Source organism: Meridianimaribacter flavus (assembly GCF_004366715.1).
GTDB lineage: Bacteria > Bacteroidota > Bacteroidia > Flavobacteriales > Flavobacteriaceae > Gaetbulibacter_B > Gaetbulibacter_B jejuensis.
Map to the genome: position 1 here is coordinate 1 of NZ_SOQZ01000005.1, position 19,768 is coordinate 19,768.

Genomic DNA, 19,768 nt, shown 5'->3' on the forward strand with positions numbered 1-19,768 from the left:
TTTATTTTGATTTTGACAAGTCTAACATTACCTCACAAGCAGCATTTGAGTTGGATAAGCTGGTACAGGTGATGCAAAAGTATCCAGAGATGGTTATCTCAGTATCGTCACATACAGACAGTAGAGGATCAGCATCATACAACATGGCCTTATCGGACAGGAGAGCAAAGACAACAGTATCTTATGTAGTCTCTAAAGGGATAGACAGATCAAGAATAACAGGATCAGGCAAAGGAGAGAGTGAGCCTAAGGAAGACTGTGGCTCAGGATGTACAGAGGAACAACACCAGATGAACAGAAGGTCGGACTTCATCATCGTTAGTGGTGGACCTATGTAATATTGCTTTAAGTAAAAAATAAAAAAAGCTCTATCTTTTACGATAGAGCTTTTTTTATGAAATTTTTATCAGAAATAGTATGGCAATAGCTATGGTTACAATTGGTAAAAGTATTAAAGAGACAATACTATATTGAGGATTGTTACTCTTTGTTTTAGTATTAAGAATTTTTCGTTTTTTGCCACTATAGTACATCCAATTTCTAAAATAAAGTGCTATTGAAACTAAGATAAAAAGTGTCCAAGCTTTAGAGGATGACATAGTATTTACTTTCATTTGAGCTAAGAATTCAGAAAAGAAAATACCTAAAAGCAATACTAATGAACATTGTACTAAAGAAATGTAGGCAACACTAATTGTGTTTGAACGCTGTTTATACCTTTTTTTAATTTGATTAAAAAAGGAAAAGAATAAAGTATCAAAGGTTGTCATTTATTAAATATAAAAAAACCTGCTAAATAATTTTAGCAGGTTTTTAATAAGTTATCTAGCTTAATTAATCTACAGATATTTTTACATTATCAACATGTAATGTCATGTTTTGGTTTGATGTATCACTTCCTGTATATCTAAACGCTATATAAGCTGTTCCTGTATAAGAAGAAAGATCTACAGAACCAGAGCTTACCCAAGTAAACCATGTATCAAAATCTACAATATAACTTTTGTTTACTGTTAAAGTTGTCCAAGTTGCAGTTGTTACTCCATCTTCAGTACCATCAAAATCAGTTGAGATTAGTACTTCTAATGGGTCATGACCTGCATCAGGATAAGCATGCTCAGTTGCAAAAGTAAATGTTTCACCTGTTTGAGCATCCATATCAATTCCTGGAGTGATTAACCAAGCAATATTAGAAGAATCTCCAGAGTTATAAGGATTAAGCTCAGCATAACCGTTTCCAGAATATACTTGCTCAGTCCAAACTACACTACCAGCTTCAGCATAGTTAATCCAACCATCAATATTAAGTTCAGTATTATCGATTGCCGAACCAAATCCTTCTTCAAAAACAGGATCGCAACGTTGATCGTTAAAGTCAATATCACTAGTATCATTAAGGCTTAATACTATTTCATCTCCTCCGTAAGTTTGGTAAACAACTCCTGATATAGTTCCTCTGAATTCAGTTGGAACAGGTAAGTCAGAAAAACTTGCAAATGAGCTAGTAAATACATCAAATTCATAACCTGATTCACAACTAGACATTGCTCTTTGTGTATCAAAATCATCATAAGGATCAACAAATGGTCTACCTTCTAAATCACTTAAAAACTGCATGTTTTCTAAAGATACAAACATTCCTAAGTGTGAAGAGTTAATGTCTGAAGGATCTACAACTAAAGGAACAATGGTTTCAGTAACATCAGATCTAAAAACATAGTCAGGCACCATAGCAGCTGTTATTTCAGTTACTTCATCGCCATCTTCTAATCCAATACTTAACAGTTCGTTAGAGTTTTCTCCAATGTATAATCCATTTAAAGAAACATAAACTTCTCTACCCTTATTAAATTGATTGTATGAATCAACTTGATTTAAAAGTATACCTATTGCTGCTGTAGGGTTTTCAGGTGCATCTTGCATGTAAAACTCTTTATAGAAATTTCCTGTTAAATCTGAAGAAGATACATAACCTTTAACAACAATGTTAGATTCTATTGCAGTAGGTGCTCCATTATATAAGTTTTTTACATCTGCAATACTCATCATTGACCAGTTGTCTGACATAGCTACAGAATCTAAAATACGTTGAAGACCTAAGTTTTCTTCAGTTCCTAAATTACTAGGAATAGTAAAGTCGTCATCTTCTACACATGAAGTAATAGTAAATAATACCATTAAGCTTAATGCGTACGTTAATAATTTGTTTGTTTTCATAATTTGTTAATTAATTTTATTTAATTTTTCTTTTTCTAGAATCTAAAATACACATTTACAAAGTAGTTAGTACCACGACCGTACCAATATTTTGGTCCAAACACTCTTGTTGGGTTTGCAGTGTCGTCTCTAAGCTCTCTATAATTAGCGTTTCTACCTTGTTCAAAACCTCCAGTTTTGTACTCTTTGTCTAATAGGTTACCTACACTTGCAAAGAAACCAATGTAGTAATCGTCAATTTTCCAAGATTTTCCTCCTATAAGGTTAACTACCATATAATCGTCAAATTCTTCTTGTTTTAATAACTCAGTAGCAATAGCTTCATCATAGTCATTAAATGGTAATCCATCAGCATCTAAATAGAAATTTTCAGTTCTTGTTAATGGATTAATATCTAAGTATGCGTTTGAGAAAAAGTTTGCTGTTGCACCAAACCACCAGTAGTCTGGATCACGATATTCAAAACCAATTGAAGCAGCACGTTGTGGTCCTCCAGCAATTTTATAATCTTTTAAGTTAGCTTCTCCGTAAGAGATTGAACCATCTTCTGAAGTGAAACTAGCAGATGTTAAGTATAAATTAGGATTGTTGTCGTATGTGTATTGTCCTACTGAAGCAGCACCTTTTAACTTAATTGTAGGTGTTACTTGCGCTTCAATACCAAACTCTGCTCCTATATGTCTTTTATCTATACCTTGTAATACTTCTTGAACAAAAGCAGAAGTTTCGTTATCCTGAATATCAAAACCACTTAAACCATCAGCATAGTAAAAAGATACTTCGTTAGCATCTTCTATTTTTGAATAGAAACCTGTAAGTCTAGCTTTTACAATTGGAGATCTAAAAATATAGCTTGCATCAACTGAGGTTACTTTTTCTTCTTCAATACCTCTTACGATATTGTGGTTTTCTCTTGAGTTAGAGTACGTGTTTCTTAAAGAAGGTGCTCTTGTAATGTAACCAGCGTTAACATCAAATAAGTGTTTACCTGTAATTTTATAAGTAAATCCACCTTTAGCACCAAAACCAGTAAATGATAGTTTTTCACCTTTACCGTATGAACCGTCTCCAGCAAACCTACTGTGTTCCCAAAGACCTTCTCTTTGGTATTGTGTGCTTGTTAAGCTACCAGCAACATAAAAATCAACTTTGTTGTATTTAAATTGTGCTTGAGCATAACCTGAAACGATATCGGCATGTAAGTTATAGTTATATCTAAACTTGTCTCCTTCACCTACACTTCGGTCAGGGTTTTGAGCATCAAATTGATAACCATCAAAAGCATCTACGTTTAAAGCTCCAACAGTAGAACCTAAAACATCAATGATTTCACCAAAATTTTCTGATTTTAATTTTCTGTAATTAACAGAAGCATTTAATAATATATTTTGAGAAAGCTCAGAGCTTAAAATAGTATTAGCTGTAATTTGTTTATCGTCACTTCTGTCTTCATATAAAACATAAGCAGCATTATCACCATTAATATTATTGGTAAGGTTGGCGTCTATAATTCTGTTCCAGTCTAACTGACCATCGTTAATAAATTCTTGTTCAGCTGTATAAGCACCTGCATAATCAGGACCATCATTATCTGCTAAAAAGTAACTTGGTAGTTTTTGGTAATAAGCAGGACTTGGGTTAGCTCCACCTGAGAAATCTAATCTACTATTTCCTAATTTACCAAATTGGTAAGCAACATTTGTGTTTAAAGATGTTTTGCTGCTAATATCCCAATAGTGGTTTAACATTAAAATTGGTTCTTCAACTTCTTTTACACGAGAGTTACGCTTTTCACCATCTAAATAACCCCAATATTCATTATACTTAATTCCTTTTAAATCATAAATTTCTTGTGTGTTAGGAGAAGATTTTCCTCTTCTGTTAGGCGCATAAATTGAAGTAAAGTTTATGCTGTGCTTGTCATTTATTTTTTTCTCTATAGAAGCAAAAAATGAATTAGCATCATATAGTGTTGCATCTTGGAAACCTTCATTTCCCCAACGTCTTCCTACCATAAAAGTGTAAGCCCAACCACCTTTTACTAAACCAGAAGCATAACTAGCCATTAAACGGTTAGTGTAACTTCTGTTTGAAGATGAATACGTAACACGAGCACCTTTTCTGTAGCTAGAAGCTCTTAAATTAATATTTGTAGTTCCTAAAACACCACCAAAGTTGTAAGCAGAAGGTGTTAAACCAGTAGTTAATTCTTGGTTACGTAACACGTCATTAAGTCCACCCCAATTACTCCATTGTGGTCTTCCGTCAAAAACTTTGTTCATTTCAATTCCATTAAGTAATATGGAACCGTTTTCAGAATCTAAACCTCTTACTCTAAAGAAAGAAGAACTAAATTCAAAGGCAGCAGTACGCTGAAAGATGTCTTGCGATGATTGTAAAAGACCAGAAATGTTGTCGGCAGCACTGGTATCATCGTTTAACTCATCGTCAGAAAGAGTGATAGTAAATAAATCAACAGAGTCAGAGACATCAATATCTAATGTCATGTCTGTAATATTCACTGTTCTTCCTTCATTTACTACAATAGGATATCTTTTAGTAGTATATCCATTTTTTGAAATTCTTAAAACTTGCTCACCTAGTGGCACGTTTGAAGAAAATGTAAACTCACCAAGAGCATCTGTAGTAGTTGTTTGTTGTGTTTCTTCTATTGTAATCGTTACACCAGGAATTGGTTCAGATGTTACTGCATCTTTAACACTACCTTTTACAATTGTGCTTTGAGCATACATTGTAAGAGATGAAAAAATTCCAAATAGAAAAATTAATAAACTTTTTTTCATACTAAATTTTAAGTTAATTGTCTTGTCTACATTAAATAATTATTATTTAAGGCGTGCAAATTTACATTATTTATAATAAATATATACTTTTGGCCTGAGTTTTGTACTCATATTAATGATAACATAACATAGCTATAAATGAAATACTTGAAAATTTGTGCTGCATTACTACTTGTAGCATCTTTTTTTACCGCTAATGCGCAAGAGAAAAAGAAATTTAAAATTCACACAGTTGCTTTTTACAATTTAGAAAATTTATTCGATACCATTAATGACCCATTAAAGTTTGACGAGGCGAGTCCAATTATGGAAATGAGCGCTAACAGACAAGAGGTTTATGAGAAAAAGGTTAAAAATATGGCGAGAGTAATTTCTGAAATTGGTGCAGATGTTACAGGAAACGCTCCAGCTATTATTGGTGTTTCTGAAATTGAAAACAGAGATGTACTTGAAGATGTTGTTAACGATCCTCAATTATTAGATAAAGACTATGGTATTATTCATTACCATTCACCAGATGCTAGAGGAATTGACGTTGCTTTATTGTATCAAAAAAAGTTATTCAGACCAATAAGCACAAGTTCTCACGAGTTGAAACTCTATGATGATATTAGTAGAAAGCGTGTGTATACTAGAGATCAACTTTTAGTGAGTGGAGAATTAGATGGAGAGTTAGTGCATGTTGTGGTTAATCACTGGCCTTCTCGTAGTGGTGGAGAAGCACGTAGTAGACCAAAGCGTGTTGCAGCAGCTAAACTTAGTAAGCGTATTGTAGATTCGCTTCAGTCTATCGATCCTTATGCTAAAATATTCATCATGGGCGATTTAAATGACGATCCTACCAATGAAAGTGTAAAAAAGGTTCTTAAGGCTGAAAACAATAAAGACAAAGTAAAACTTAAAGGAATTTATAACCCTTATGAAGATTTTTTCAAGAAAGATGGCTTAGGAACAACAGCATATAGAGATGCATGGAGTTTATTTGACCAAATTTTGGTTACTAAACCTTTAATTGAAAAAGATTACGATTCATTTAGAATGTACAAAGCAGGTATTTTTAACAAAAACTACTTAACTAATAAATATGGACGTTATAAAGGATATCCATTAAGAAGTTTTGCAGATGGTGGATTTACCGATGGCTTTAGTGACCACTTTCCAGTATATGTTTATGTCATTAAAGAAGTAAAAGAATAAGAAGAATTTTCTTCAAATAAAAAAAGCGCAAATATTTATTTGCGCTTTTTTTATTTAAGCTATACCCAACCAAATTTTCCATGGTATCATATACAATACAAATGCTAACGCAATAGTATAAAATATAGCCAAAAGTTTAAACTTAGGTTTAGAAGTTAATTTCTTTTTATGTTTAGAATAGCCAATTGTAATAAGTACAACAGCAATAATCATCGCAAAAGGATGCTCAATAATTTTAGAACGTAAATCATCATTTCCCATAATACTACCCATTCCCATATCACTAATCAAAGCCATATAATCAGATACAAAAAAGAATATTAACCCTAATAAGAGCTGTATATGAGAAGTAATAAGAGTGAATAATGAAACTCTAAAATCAAAGGCTTGAAATTCTTTGTTGCCAAAAAACTTAACAAGAGCATTAACAGTAGCAATGATTAAAACCAAAAGCACCAAGTAAGCCCAATAGGAATGTAAAAATTTAATAGTATCGTACATAGTTAGTATATAAAATGTTTGTAAGACAAAAATAGCGATTTTATGGCATCAATAAGCATAAGCTTATTCTGAAATTGTAAAATGTCGCTTCGCTTCATTACCAAATTCATCTACCACAGTAATTAAGTGCTTACCTTGTTTAGGGATAATGGCGAGTTCGTGGATGTCTTTCGTGCTTCCCATATAAATATCATTAACATACCAAAACACAGTAGTTTCAGGTTTTGAATGGGCGATTTGGAGCACTAAATCGTTGGTTGAACCGTCAAAATCTTTTGGCAGAAAAATACTGTTGTTTTCCTTCGGATAAATAAATGCCATTGAAATACTGTTTTCACCCAAACAATCACTTCTAAATTTTGGCAACGGCTTGTAAAACGGATTTTTGGTTTTGTAATAATACCCCATCAAAGGTGGCAGCACAAACCACGATTTATGCGTGATATTGCTTGTGCTCTCGCAAGAAGAATTCACTTGAAACGTTTCAGTCTTATCCAAATGCACCAACACATGATACGGACAAGGTTTGGTTTTCAATCCGCTAATTTGAATAAATTTATTTTCGGTATCATCACAATTTGGTGATGCTCTATGGCCACTTTTTTTGCAGATAGTAACTTCTTGCATTTCATCAAAAGGTTTTGCAAACCATGGGCTGTTTGGTAACACATCAAACACGTCAAATAAAATAGGAGCTGCTGCTTGTACTCCAACCAAACCTGGTCTGCCTTCGCCATCAGCATTTCCTACCCAAACACCAACCACGTAATCTGTTGTTGTGCCAATAGCCCAAGCATCACGAAAGCCAAAACTGGTTCCTGTTTTCCAAGCAATTTGTTTAGAACCATCAAAAAACTCCCAGTTTTCGTCGCCTTCTGGTCGATTTACTTCTTTTAAACTTTCGTAAGTGAGATAAATGGAGCCTGCATCAAAAAGTATTTTTTCACTATTTTTTTTTCCGAAGTCAACCGTTTCCGAAGCTAAAAATGTAGGTTCACAAAACTCGTTGGAATAATATTCACTCGACGTTTCAGAAAAATGATTTAAGGTTGAAGACAATGCCGCGTAGCTTTTGCACAAGTCCCAAAGGTTGCTTTCGGCACCACCAAGAATGAGCGATAAACCGTAATGATTAGCGTTGTATTTTAAATCTTTTAGCTGAAGCGTTTTTAGGTAATGATGAAATCGATCCAACCCAAACTCCTGAAGCATCCTCACCGAAGGTACATTCAACGAACGCGATAAAGCCCTACTTGCTGGTATGGCGCCATCGTAAGTTTTGTTGTAATTCTCGGGATTGTAACTGCCAAATTGTGTCGGTACATCTGCCACTAAAGTGTTGGGTAAAATATCGCCAGCATCAAGCATTGCAGCATATAAAAACGGTTTTAAAATACTACCTGTACTTCTTGGTTTGTCAATAATATCCACATCTTTTTGGTGGGATTTATCGGTAGGCGTGTTGCCCACATAAGCCAAAACCTGTCTGGTTTTTACATCTAGAACCAAAACTGCAGCATTGTAAATTTCATTCTGACTTAATTCATTGTAATGTCTTTTTACAATACGATTAACCTGCTGCTGCAATGGTGTGTTGATGGTTGTTTTTATGTGTTTACCAGAATAATTTTGAGTCACTTTTTGCAACAAATGAGGTGCGATTTGTGGCAACGGAAACGGTTTTTGTGGCAAACTTTCGGCAACGGATAAATTATAAGTTAACGAATCAATAATTTGGTTTTGAAGCAATTTTGCTAAAAGACGGTTGCGTTTTTTAAGTAAGCGCTCCTGATTTTTCCCAGGGTAAATTAAACTAGGAGCATTAGGTAAAACAGCTAAAGTGGCACTTTCAGCCCAAGAAAGTTCATTCGAATTTCTGTTAAAATAACGCCACGAAGCAGCATCTAAACCAACGACATTGCCTCCAAAAGGTGCATTGCTGCTATAGTAAGAGAGAATTTTATCTTTGGAAGTTCGTAATTCTAAACGTGTTGCCAGAACAATTTCAATGGCTTTTTCAAAATAGGTTCTGTTTTTACCTTTTCTGGATAATCGAATCACTTGCTGCGTAATGGTGCTTCCACCACGTTTTATACCATCAGATTTTAGATTTTCGCGTAAAGCTTTAAAAATGGAAACCGGATTAAAACCAGGATGTTTGTAGAAATATTCGTCCTCAAACTGAATAATGCAAGTTTTGAATTTCTCTGGAATACTATCGTTATGCGGAAATCGCCATTGACCGTCTTTTGCAATTTGAGCACCTAATAATTCATCGTTTTTACTGGTGATAACCGTTGCGGTTGGGTCTTTGAAAAGTTGTTTTGGCAAACAGAAATAGTAGGCAATCAGCAATACAAAAAGTGCCACTGACTTTATTTTGTTGTTTTTTATGTAAGATAAGAGGCGTTTCAAATTAAGTGCTAGATTTTGTCATTCTGCGCTGCGACGCAGAATCTATTTTATTTGGATTCCGCATCAAGTGCGGAATGACAGCTTTGATTATATTTCTCCAAACTTATACTCACGCTCTACCTTACAAATTTTCACATTATACCAACTGTACCAATCTTGTCTGCCTTTTTGTTGTGCTATTAAATGTTCGGTGTTTTGCTTCCAGTTTTTTATAGCTTCCAGACTTTCCCAATAGCTCACTGTAATTCCAACTTCGTTTCTTGCGCTATCCATACCTAAAAAGCCGTCTTGAGTTTTGGCAAGTGCTTCCATTTGGTTAGCCATTTCAGCATAACCTTCAATATTTTCTTTTTGAGTTGAAGTGAAAATGACTGCATAATAGGGTTTAAAATCTTTCTTCATAGCGTGAGCTTTCTTTTGTCCCAAGTTAAAACTTGGACACCTTTAGAGTAGTGAATTCTATCAGGTTTGTTATTGATTAAGTGATTGAATTTAGGGTAATCTAGTTCTAACTTTTTTATTGAAATAGATTCCATTGGCCATTCAACGTGATGCACATCGTACTCAATAATATGGTTTTTATAATCCTGAAAAACCGCATAACGTTCGGTTAGCCAAATATCAGTTTCATCTTTTATAATCTGTTTGTTGTCAAAACGATATTCAGTGTAAAATGAATTGTCGTAATTCTTGTTTATGCAAGTAAAGCTAAAGTCCGTTCGTTCCATTTTAGAATAATAATACGGAAATTTAGACATTGCTTTTAAGACTTTGCACGAGGAGCGTTTACTGCCTTCCATACTTAAAAAGTAAACACTGGGTTTGCCATTGCAAGTAATATAAACGCGTATGTTTATTTCATGAAAATCTGATATATGTGGGACTTTAGGCAAACTTCTTACACCAATATTATTCATATTAAAAGCCACCAAACTAACCCAAGTTTTTCCGTTAATCGTATCTACCGATAAACCTTTAGGTAGAAAAGGTGTTATTTGCTCTGGAGTAACTTCCCAATGTAAAAAAATGGCTTTGTTCCACTCTTGGTAAAACTTCCAAGAGCGTGAAGGGACTTCAAAAGGCCTGTGTTTGGTATGTTTTAATATTTCTTTTGCTTTCAAAACGAGATTAATGATTTATATAATTATACAACTTCGGGAATTCATCTTTAAAACGTTTATCATCCATTTTACCATCATAATCATTATCGCCATATTATAATCCTACATCGATTAATCCTTCGAAATCTTGTTCGTTTTCAGGAAATCTTTTAACTAAACTTATAAATTCCTCCTCACCTAGTCTGTAAATAATTTGTGTTATTACATAGCCTAAATCATAACTACTAGCAGCACCTCCATTAGGAAAATTTTTCAAACTAACTAAAGCATTAGTATCCTTGTTCAAGGATTGTTGAATCAACTTTTTCATTTTTTTGTTTCTACTAAAGCTTTGATGAACAAATAAAGTGTCACCTATAACAATCCCATCAACATTATCAGTTTTACAACCGACTAAAAGAGAAGTTGTAAATGCAAAAATTAAATAACAAATTACCTTTCTCATATTATGAGTTTAATTTTGTCATTCTGCGCTACGACGCAGAATCTATTTCATTTGGATTCCGTATCAAGTACGGAATGACAATTACTTCTCAACAGTTATCCATTGTCCTTTAGTTCTCACTAAATACTCATTGTCATACATCGCTTCGGCTTGAATTCCTGGTAAATAATAGGTTCCTAAATAGGAAGCGTTCAACATCACGTTAAAGGTTTTGGCGCCATGTTTTCCTTTTTTACTTAAATCGAAATAGAAATTCACACGGTCGTCTCTAATGTCTGTATAACGTGCTTGACTTGTAGTCGTGTCACCAAAATCGGTAAAGCGTGTATTGACGATTTCCCAACCTGAAGGGAAAATTTGCGTTAAAGCTACATCGTTTACGTTTTCATTTTTAAGATTACTAACGCTAACAGTTGCTACAAAATCCTGACCTTGTTGCAGCTTGGAAACATCTATTTTGTTGCCTTTTAAATCTTTGTATTGCACCGAAACGCTTAATCCACGTTGTTCTGAAATTTCTTCGCCTAAAGGTAATTTCCCTGAATTCAACACACGTATATACACCACATTATCAATGTTATTGGTAAACGAAAGTGCATTATTGCCGTCAATAACGTTGAGTTCGCGTTGCGCAATGGCACTTTTGGTGTTTATGGTTTCGGTTTTGCCATTGTTGGTATAGCTTATGTTCAAAGCTTTTCCGCCATTGGCTTCCACCATTTTTGCCATAGCCAACAAACTGTAGGCTGTGGTTTGAGTGCTCATCCAACGATTTCCAGACAACTCTTTGGCAATATATTGTGCCAATTCGCGCTGTTTTGGGTTTTTGGTCAAGACCATAGTTTCCAATGCCATGGCTCTATTTCTATCTATCGAACCGTAAGTATAATAGTTGTATCGAGGCGGTTGAAAATTAATATTGGCACGTTGCGAAATGCTTTCACTCGCTTCTTTTTGTCCTGCCAAGGCGTATGCTGCTGCCAATCGCCATTTTGCTTCGTTTGAAATTTCGGTAAACTCACGCAAACGGTTCATGCTTGCTAAATCGGGTTCACCAGCCAATGCCAAAGTGTATAATCGGTAGGCTTGCGCTAAATCAGAGTTGTAAGTTCTGTAACTTGGTCTCCAATCGCGAGCAGCTTGTTTTTGATAACTTAACCAATTGCTTTTGAAGGTTAGCGGCAACACAAAGCCTTTCTTTTCGGCTTCCAACATAAAATGTCCTGCATAACTGGTGCTCCAATCGTTAGCGGTATTTTCTCCCATCCAATAACTCATTCCGCCATTGGGCTGCTGAAAATGGGCTAGTTTTTTAATGCCATTTTCAATGTTGGATTGAATGTTTTGCTTTTTATCATAAGTTAAATCGAAAATATCACTCAAGAATAACTGCGGAAAAACAGCCGAAGTAGTTTGCTCCAAACAACCGTGAGGATATTGAATTAAATACTGCAATCTGCGAGTGAAATCCATTGGAGGTAAGGTTGAAAATTCTATCGTTGCGCTATTGCTTCCTACAACGCCAAAGGTTGAGAAATCCAATGTGCCTGTGGCTTTAGCTTCTAAAGTTTTGTCGATAGATTTTGAAGTAATTGGATTCGGATTCACGACATCCAATTCTACTTTGTAAGTCGATTTTTCGCCATTTCCGGAAGCAATCACTTCAACGGTATTGATGCCTTTTGCTTTACTTACGTCCAATTCAAAATACGCCATTTGCTCATCAGGTTTTGCAAAACTCAAGTTTTGGGTTTGCGCACCAACTACGGAAATGCCATCGCTTAATTTCAAGCTAATATTGACGTTTTTTACTTTGTTTTCCATCGCAAAAACAGTAACCGGAAGTGTTACTTTTTCGCCAGGGCTTAATTTCCGCGGAAGCGAAGCCAACACCATCAACGGTTTTTTCACTTGTACGGTTTTGTCGGTACTTCCGTAAGCTTCTTTGGTATTGTCTCCAGCAACCACCATAGTGCGTACCGAACCAATATAATTTGGCAGTTTGATGCTGTGCGTGTTGTTCTCACCAGCTTTTAAAGTAAAAGGACCTAAATAGGTAACCACAGGTTTAAAACGGTTGGCTTTTTTGTTTTTTCCAGCCAATGCGCTACCATCACCACCAATGGCAAACACTTGGTCAATACTGCCGGAATATGCGCCAATAACATCGTCGAAAATATCCCAAGTTTTTACACCCAAAGCTTGACGTTTGTAAAATTCGTCCCAAGCATTTGGTGTTTTAAAACGTGTTAAATCGAGTAAACCTTCTTCCACCATCGCAATGGTGTAAGTCATGGATTTGTTGTTTTTTTCCGAAACCGAAACTTTAAATTCTTGTTCTGGTTTTAACACATCAGGCATTTTTAGTTGAGGTTCCAGTTTGGTATTTGGGTCTTCCACCATGATTGGAATGACGCCATACAAGCGGATGGGTAAATCGTTTGCCGAAATAGCGTGCGGTTGCAACAACGAAATATTAACGAACACATTTGGCGTCATTACATTGGTTATCGGTACATCCACAACCGTTTCACCTTGTTGGGTTTTTACCCATCTGTAATCGAGAACTTCGGTGCCATTTTCTATACTTACCAAAGCACGTCCTTCGTTACCAGAATTAAAAGTGATTTTTGCCGTTTCGCCAACATTGTACTGTTCTTTATCGGCTGAAAACACTAACATTTTAGCAGCTTCTTTATCGTTTGAAGGTGCTTTTTGCCACCAGTTTTTATAGAAATAAGCGGTTCGTCCTGTGGCGTGACCACTTTTTGGGTCAACCACTCTAATGAGGTAACGACCACGTTCGTTATCGGGAATTTTTATACTGAACGACCCTTTTCCGTTGGCATCGGTATTGACTTTGGTGTCTAAATACGGTCTGTGGTAGCTGCTTGATACGTAACTCGACAGGTTGTCGTAAGAGGAATTCCACCACCAACGCCATTCAATTTTATAGACTTTTACTTCAAGATTGTCACGTTTAATAGGTTTACCATCTTTATCGACCACAACCACATCAAAGGTTTGGTTTTCATCTGTAAAAAATGAGCCGTAGGCATTTCCTTTAGGTGATTTCAAACCAACAAACGACTCGTAAGGCGCATATTGTTTGGTGAAAGCATCCATTGAAAAATCTCCGCCATTTTCAAAGGCACGAACCAAAAATTGTACGTTCAGCATGCCTGGAGCATTTTTACCGACTTCCAACTTTTTGTTGATGCTTGCTAAACCATCAGCATTTACATTGCCTTCAAACACGTTGATTTCTTCGGCGTTGAATTCGCGAGTTGGGTCGTTAAAAACGTAATCGGTATAATTTTTAAACCCTGAATACGATGTGCTGAATTTCGCCTTCACTTCAGCTTTTAAGTTTTTTCCAGCAGCTCCGTGAAGCCATTTTACATCTAAAGTTCCGTTTAATGGTTCGTTGCTGGTTAAAATGTCGTTTTCAAAATCGACTTTAAGTTTTAATCGGTTTGGTTTTACGGTTTCAATTTTCAATCCTTTATGGAAAGTCGCACCACCAACCGAAACTTTGGCGTTGTAATTTCCGGTTTTATCTTCGGTTGATGTTGGTACAGTAAACGTGTAAAAATTGTTGAGGTTATCCGCAGTAATATTTTTGTAAACCAACTTGCCGTTAGGGTCAGTCATTTCCAGTTTTACAGGATGTCCTTTTGGGAGTTTGTTGGCAACGTCATTCAACATAAAAGTTAAATGCAGCGTGTCTCCAGGGCGCCACACACCACGTTCGCCATAAATGTAGCCTTTAAGTCCGCGTTGTAATTTATTTCCTGAAACATCAAATTTGCTTAACGACAACGAATTACCATCAGCCAATTTTACATAGGTTTTGTTAGCACCTTTGGTGACAATGGCAAATGACGCGTGTTTTTCGGCATCAATAGTTACGAGTCCGTCTTTGTCGGTAAATAAAGAAGCGATTTCTTGCTGCTGAAAGTTGTAAATTTTAACCGACGCATTGGCTTCCGGATTGGTGGTTAAAATATCGGTAACTGCAAAATAGTAGGAATTGTTGGTGCTTTTTTTGGCAATCACACCCAAGTTTGAACCTAACAGATTTTGAGATACGATACGGTTTTCGTTGTAATACGCTTCGTGACAAGGGTTATCGCGTTCACGCCAATTGTAAGTGTAGTTTCGGTATCTGTACGTGAGGTTGTCCCAATATTCTTCTTCTTTTAATTCTTCGTCTTCGGTAAAAGTCTCATTGTAATCGCCTTCGTAATAATAGTCTTCTTCGTAGTAATAATCGTCGTATTCATCATCTTCTGCATTGGTAATAGAGGTGTTTGCAGAACAATCGTATAGTGAATAATTTTTGTTGAAACTCAATTCCACGCGATACATTGCACCAGCATCAGCCTTAAAATAATGGGATAAATCGATGCTGTAGGCTTTCCATTTCCCAGTGTTTTCGGCAGCAGTTTGTAGTTGAATGGTTTGTTTGGCAATGCGACGACCAACTTTTTTAATGTTGTATTCGTTGTTACTGTTGAGGTTGTTATCTTGTAGAAATTGTAAAATATTATCTTCAAAAATCTTGATGATGCGTACATCAACAGCACTTAAATTTACCGCTTCAAAGTTGAATTTTAGTTCCTGTGAATTTGGTAAAATGGTACCATTGCTGATTAATCGAACTTGCGGTTTTAGAGCTTCAAAAGCAATGCTTTCAGAAAATGGTTTTTTGAGTTTAAAGCCTTCATCGTTGGAAATGCCTTGAAACACATCAACCAGAATATTGCCAACCAACTTGCTGTCTGGATATACTTTTAACACGTTGCCATCAACAATATATTTTGGGTTTTTTACATTTTGAATAGTAACCAATCCATCAAAGTTTTGCTGTTTTTTTAATGGGTCGGAAAAGTTTATGGAAAGGTATTGTTCAGGCGATTGAATCACATCGACATCAATAATGGTGAAGTTGTTAATACCTGGAATAAGCACTTTGTTTTCGCCTGAATTATCAGCTTTTATAGCTTTTCCGTTCCATTTAACGAGAATTTCGCTGTCCTCAATTTTTCGATTGATGCTATCTATTCTAAATTCAAAAACTTTTGAACGCATGTTGTTTTCATTAAAAACAATGGACAGATTTTTTCCGTCTTGAGAGGCTTCAACTAATTTTTTGGCATCTTCTAAATTAATCACATCTGCCGAACGTAAAATAGACTCTAAATACTGCCAATTTTTGCTGTAGGATTGTAGGTTATTGGTAACGATACTGAAATTTGGCGTGATAGTTTTAAACTGAAAGGTGTAATCTTCAAACCCTTTCGGAATGTTGTCGTAAATCTTGTTCAGCTTTACTGAAACAGTGTATTCTGTTGCAGGTTCTAGAGGTTCGTCTGGAGTAAAAATTAGTGTGTGTTTGTTGGCTACTGTTAGTTTTCCTTCAGAATGTGGTGAGATAGACACGATCTTATCGGTAATTTCTTGTCCCATTTCCCAACCCTCGACATCGTTTGCCAAATTAATTTGAATAGGATCAACCACCGAAACCAACCCTGAAGAGGTGTAACTTATATAGTCTCTAAATTTAAAAATGTTGTCGGTTTCTACTTCTTTCTTTTTGCAGGATGCGACTAGCGTAAGCACAGCTACGATAGCCAAAAATTTTCTTAATGGCATAGATTGATGGTTTTAAAAAATTGAACTTAATAAAAAGAAGTGTAGGTAATTCCTTATAAAATAATTACGCTCAATTTTTAAGTTTTAGTCTTTGGGTTACTGTTAAATAAGTCTTAAATTTTTAATTAAACTTAAAGTTTTAAAGTTACGTTTTTTAAAAATGAACTCTCAAGTTAAAACGACAATTTATTAGTATCTTCGCATAAAAATTTAATAATTCATAAAAAAACGACAAATATGGATGCAATCGCTACCGATTTCGGAATAAAAGAAGCGTTACAACAATTAGGAGTTAAAGATATAAATGAAGGTACATCTACAGGTGTAAATAACTTCTCTAATGGAGATGTTATTGAAAGTTATTCTCCTGTTGATGGAAAATTGATAGCCAAAGTAAAGGCGACAACAAAAGACGATTATGAAAGAGTGATGCAAGCAGCTACTTCAGCATTTAAAACTTGGAGAGTAATGCCTGCGCCACAACGTGGAGAAATAGTACGTCAGTTTGGAGATAAATTAAGAGAAAAGAAAGAAGCTCTTGGTAAATTGGTGTCTTATGAAATGGGTAAATCTTACCAAGAAGGTTTAGGTGAAGTTCAGGAGATGATTGATATCTGTGATTTTGCTGTAGGGTTATCTCGTCAGCTTCATGGTTTAACGATGCACTCTGAAAGACCAGGACATAGAATGTATGAGCAATATCATCCGCTTGGTGTTGTTGGGATTATTTCTGCATTTAATTTCCCTGTAGCTGTTTGGTCATGGAATACAGCTTTAGCTTGGATTTGTGGTGATGTATGTGTTTGGAAACCTAGTGAGAAAGCTCCAATTTGTGGAGTAGCTTGTCAAAACATTGCAGCTGAAGTTTTTAAAGCTAATAATTTACCAGAAGGGATTTCTTGTTTAATAAATGGAGATTATACAGTAGGTGAAATGATGACTAAAGATACACGAGTGCCTTTAGTATCTGCAACCGGATCAACAAGAATGGGTAAAATTGTAGCTCAAGAAGTTGCAGGACGTTTAGGTAAAAGCTTATTAGAATTAGGAGGAAACAACGCAATAATTGTTACACCAGATGCTGATATTAAAATGACTGTTATAGGAGCAGTGTTTGGAGCTGTAGGAACTGCAGGACAACGTTGTACTTCTACAAGACGTTTAATTATTCACGATTCAATATACGATAAAGTAAAAGACGCTGTAGTAGATGCCTATAAGCAATTACGAATTGGTAATCCATTAGATGAAAACAATCATGTTGGACCATTAATTGATACTGATGCAGTAAAAATGTACCAAAATGCATTAACACAAGTTGTTGAAGAAGGTGGAAATATTGTTGTTGAAGGCGGTGTACTTTCAGGAGAAGGTTATGAAAGCGGTTGCTATGTAAAACCAGCAATTGCTGAAGCCCGAAACGACATGAAAATTGTACAGCATGAAACTTTTGCTCCAGTGTTATATTTATTAAAATACTCTGGTGATGTAGAAAATGCTATTGAGATGCAAAACGGTGTAGCTCAAGGATTGTCTTCAGCGATTATGACTAATAACTTACGCGAGGCAGAGCGTTTCTTATCTCATGCAGGAAGCGATTGTGGAATTGCTAATGTAAATATAGGAACGTCAGGAGCTGAAATTGGTGGAGCCTTTGGAGGTGAAAAAGAAACTGGAGGAGGACGCGAGTCTGGTAGTGATGCTTGGAAAGTGTATATGCGTCGTCAAACAAACACTATAAATTATACTACTGAGTTGCCATTAGCGCAAGGTATTAAGTTTAATTTATAAACTGTTTTTTTAAATAAATTAAAGCCACATCAAACGATGTGGCTTTTTTAGTTTTAACACTTTTTGACGCAACCTTTTCTTACAAAATACATCTTTTGTGTATATAAATATTTTATGGCTCAGCTAAAGATAATTTTAAGACGCTTAATACTATTTCTGTTAATCACTTTACTTATAGCTTGTGAAACACGGTTTGAAGATAATACCAGAATTTTAGTTAAAGGGAGTGTGAAAGATCAATATGATTTAGCAATACAAAATGCACAAATAAATGTCTACACAAGCCGTGTTACTTCTTTTTTAGGTGGAGAACAAGAGTTTTTACTTGGAAGCGGTTTTTCAGATTCAAATGGTGAATTTTCTGTAGTTTCTCTTTTTGATAAAGATGAAGACTTTTCGGTTGAAATAGATGCAGGACCAAACCATTCTAAATATGTTTATAAAACCAGTACAATTAATTATGAACCTACAAATTTGACTTTTGATTTAGGAAATAGAATTCTATTAGAGTTGACTGCTGTAAACTATACTATCAATAGAATTAGCGAAGAGGGAAATAACATTCAGTATTCATTTAGATTTACTAGTGAGTTTTGCTCAGAAGTATATGATGAAGGAGTGTTAAATATTGAAGATTCTCAATGTAATACGCAACAGCTTTTAGATGGTATTTTAAATGACAGTACACCTGATATAGAGGGAGATTTTTATGCTCCCACTGGTACTGAAGTTGTATTTATTTATTCAGTTAATGAAGCTCCTGAAAGCACTGAAACATTCATAGTTGAAAACAATAGTAATAATGAGTTTGTATTTTCCTATTAAGACATTTTATGTTGCTGTTTTTGTGTTGTTTGCGTTAAATGCTTTTTCCCAGTCAAGTTCTGAAAAGGATAGCGTGAGTTCAAATATTTCTTATGAAAATAATAGACAACGTTTTGGGTTTTTTTCTATGGGTTATCATAATCCAAACACAACAGGAGATAATTTCATGGGAGATGGTTTACAAGGTAAATCGGGTTTTGATTTTAAATTTCAAATGTATGTTTACAAACAATTCTTTTTAGGTCTTTACACAGGTGCAAGTTATTTTGATGTTAAAGATGTTGAATTGGTTGGCAATTATAAAAAATCAACATTAAATGAAAGTTATCTATATATTGGGTATGAGTTTTTGCCAGCTGATAGAATGCGATTAGGAGCATTAGCTTCGTTTTATGGAGACTCAAGATTTAAAAATTACTATTCCAAAACAAGTAATGTGTATCAAGTAGACAAAGGAAATCTTAATACTTTTGGAGTCTATTTCAATTATGAATTAAGTAGTCACTTTATGATTTATATTGACTATGCTTATAGAACTACCAAAACGGAAATAAATACTTCAACTGAGCTGAACCAATTCTTCGAAAAAGGCAAATACCATAGCATAGGAATAGGCTTAATTTTTGCATTAGGCAGTAAAGATGTGTTATCTGCCTTCATAGACTAGTTTGAAAGAATTCATTGATTAAAAATCAGTGATATTGTTAATCTATTAAGTAAAAATTGAAAGCTTTAACAAACTTTTAGTGTTGTTTTTAAAATTTTTGGAACTGTTTTTGAGTTATTGTTTTAAA

The 19,768-nt window shown here is 35.0% G+C and carries 14 protein-coding genes; 5 read left to right on the plus strand and 9 right to left on the minus strand.

What is annotated here, in order from left to right; all coding sequences use genetic code 11:
* Positions 1-338, plus strand: a 338-nt coding sequence (locus A8975_RS10945; RefSeq protein WP_134200495.1) for an OmpA family protein, incomplete at its 5' end; no start/stop codon positions are given.
* 54 nt (positions 339-392) lie between these two features.
* Here the strand turns inward: A8975_RS10945 and A8975_RS10950 are convergent.
* The 3 genes from A8975_RS10950 to A8975_RS10960 all read right to left on the minus strand — a co-directional run bounded on the left by A8975_RS10950 (position 393) and on the right by A8975_RS10960 (position 5,021).
* Positions 393-770, minus strand: a complete 378-nt coding sequence (locus tag A8975_RS10950) for a hypothetical protein (RefSeq protein ID WP_134200497.1) — start codon at positions 768-770, stop codon at positions 393-395.
* A 64-nt stretch (positions 771-834) separates the two neighbouring features.
* Positions 835-2,217, minus strand: a complete 1,383-nt coding sequence (locus A8975_RS10955; RefSeq protein WP_134200499.1) for a DUF5689 domain-containing protein — start codon at positions 2,215-2,217, stop codon at positions 835-837.
* 35 nt (positions 2,218-2,252) lie between these two features.
* The gene (locus tag A8975_RS10960) at positions 2,253-5,021 is read right to left on the minus strand and encodes a carboxypeptidase regulatory-like domain-containing protein (protein WP_134200501.1); all 2,769 of its coding nucleotides are present in this window, start codon (positions 5,019-5,021) and stop codon (positions 2,253-2,255) included.
* A gap of 138 nt (positions 5,022-5,159) precedes the next feature.
* Between A8975_RS10960 and A8975_RS10965 the strand changes: the two genes are divergently transcribed.
* Positions 5,160-6,218, plus strand: coding sequence for an endonuclease/exonuclease/phosphatase family protein (locus tag A8975_RS10965; protein ID WP_134200503.1), 1,059 nt, complete (start codon positions 5,160-5,162; stop codon positions 6,216-6,218).
* A 54-nt stretch (positions 6,219-6,272) separates the two neighbouring features.
* Here A8975_RS10965 and A8975_RS10970 read toward each other — a convergent pair whose 3' ends face one another.
* The 6 genes from A8975_RS10970 to A8975_RS10995 all read right to left on the minus strand — a co-directional run bounded on the left by A8975_RS10970 (position 6,273) and on the right by A8975_RS10995 (position 16,358).
* A complete protein-coding gene (locus A8975_RS10970; RefSeq protein WP_134200504.1) occupies positions 6,273-6,719 on the minus strand; it encodes a hypothetical protein in 447 nt (148 codons plus the stop codon).
* A 63-nt stretch (positions 6,720-6,782) separates the two neighbouring features.
* Positions 6,783-9,134: a penicillin-binding protein 1C gene (gene pbpC / locus A8975_RS10975; RefSeq protein WP_134200507.1), complete on the minus strand. Its 2,352-nt coding sequence runs from the start codon at positions 9,132-9,134 to the stop codon at positions 6,783-6,785.
* An 87-nt stretch (positions 9,135-9,221) separates the two neighbouring features.
* Positions 9,222-9,536, minus strand: a complete 315-nt coding sequence (locus A8975_RS10980; RefSeq protein ID WP_134200509.1) for an antibiotic biosynthesis monooxygenase family protein — start codon at positions 9,534-9,536, stop codon at positions 9,222-9,224.
* A complete protein-coding gene (locus A8975_RS10985) occupies positions 9,533-10,255 on the minus strand; it encodes a YqjF family protein (RefSeq protein WP_166667471.1) in 723 nt (240 codons plus the stop codon). Before A8975_RS10985 ends, A8975_RS10980 begins: the two co-directional genes overlap by 4 nt.
* 94 nt (positions 10,256-10,349) lie before the next feature.
* Positions 10,350-10,700 carry a hypothetical protein gene (locus A8975_RS10990; RefSeq protein ID WP_134200513.1) on the minus strand — a complete coding sequence of 117 codons (351 nt, stop codon included), beginning with the start codon at positions 10,698-10,700 and terminating at the stop codon, positions 10,350-10,352.
* An 81-nt stretch (positions 10,701-10,781) separates the two neighbouring features.
* Positions 10,782-16,358 carry an alpha-2-macroglobulin family protein gene (locus A8975_RS10995; RefSeq protein ID WP_134200516.1) on the minus strand — a complete coding sequence of 1,859 codons (5,577 nt, stop codon included), beginning with the start codon at positions 16,356-16,358 and terminating at the stop codon, positions 10,782-10,784.
* 237 nt (positions 16,359-16,595) lie between these two features.
* Between A8975_RS10995 and A8975_RS11000 the strand changes: the two genes are divergently transcribed.
* From A8975_RS11000 to A8975_RS11010, 3 genes are all read left to right on the plus strand, one after another.
* Positions 16,596-18,149, plus strand: a complete 1,554-nt coding sequence (locus A8975_RS11000) for an aldehyde dehydrogenase family protein (protein ID WP_134200518.1) — start codon at positions 16,596-16,598, stop codon at positions 18,147-18,149.
* Between the two features lie 114 nt (positions 18,150-18,263).
* Positions 18,264-18,974, plus strand: a complete 711-nt coding sequence (locus A8975_RS11005; protein ID WP_134200520.1) for a hypothetical protein — start codon at positions 18,264-18,266, stop codon at positions 18,972-18,974.
* On the plus strand, positions 18,952-19,641 hold the full coding sequence (locus A8975_RS11010; protein WP_134200522.1) for a hypothetical protein: 690 nt from the start codon (positions 18,952-18,954) through the stop codon (positions 19,639-19,641). The genes A8975_RS11005 and A8975_RS11010 overlap by 23 nt, the downstream gene beginning before the upstream one ends.
* Positions 19,642-19,768 lie beyond the last annotated feature (127 nt).

Excerpts from the sequence above, each read along its gene's own strand:
- A8975_RS11010 (WP_134200522.1), top strand. The coding sequence starts at position 18,952 with ATGAGTTTGTATTTTCCTATTAAGACATTTTATGTTGCTGTTTTTGTG.
- A8975_RS10950 (WP_134200497.1), bottom strand. The coding sequence starts at position 770 with ATGACAACCTTTGATACTTTATTCTTTTCCTTTTTTAATCAAATTAAA.
- A8975_RS10970 (WP_134200504.1), bottom strand. The coding sequence starts at position 6,719 with ATGTACGATACTATTAAATTTTTACATTCCTATTGGGCTTACTTGGTG.
- A8975_RS10995 (WP_134200516.1), bottom strand. The coding sequence starts at position 16,358 with ATGCCATTAAGAAAATTTTTGGCTATCGTAGCTGTGCTTACGCTAGTC.
- A8975_RS10955 (WP_134200499.1), bottom strand. The coding sequence starts at position 2,217 with ATGAAAACAAACAAATTATTAACGTACGCATTAAGCTTAATGGTATTA.
- A8975_RS11000 (WP_134200518.1), top strand. The coding sequence starts at position 16,596 with ATGGATGCAATCGCTACCGATTTCGGAATAAAAGAAGCGTTACAACAA.
- A8975_RS10980 (WP_134200509.1), bottom strand. The coding sequence starts at position 9,536 with ATGAAGAAAGATTTTAAACCCTATTATGCAGTCATTTTCACTTCAACT.
- A8975_RS10965 (WP_134200503.1), top strand. The coding sequence starts at position 5,160 with ATGAAATACTTGAAAATTTGTGCTGCATTACTACTTGTAGCATCTTTT.
- A8975_RS10990 (WP_134200513.1), bottom strand. The coding sequence starts at position 10,700 with ATGAGAAAGGTAATTTGTTATTTAATTTTTGCATTTACAACTTCTCTT.
- A8975_RS10960 (WP_134200501.1), bottom strand. The coding sequence starts at position 5,021 with ATGAAAAAAAGTTTATTAATTTTTCTATTTGGAATTTTTTCATCTCTT.
- A8975_RS11005 (WP_134200520.1), top strand. The coding sequence starts at position 18,264 with ATGGCTCAGCTAAAGATAATTTTAAGACGCTTAATACTATTTCTGTTA.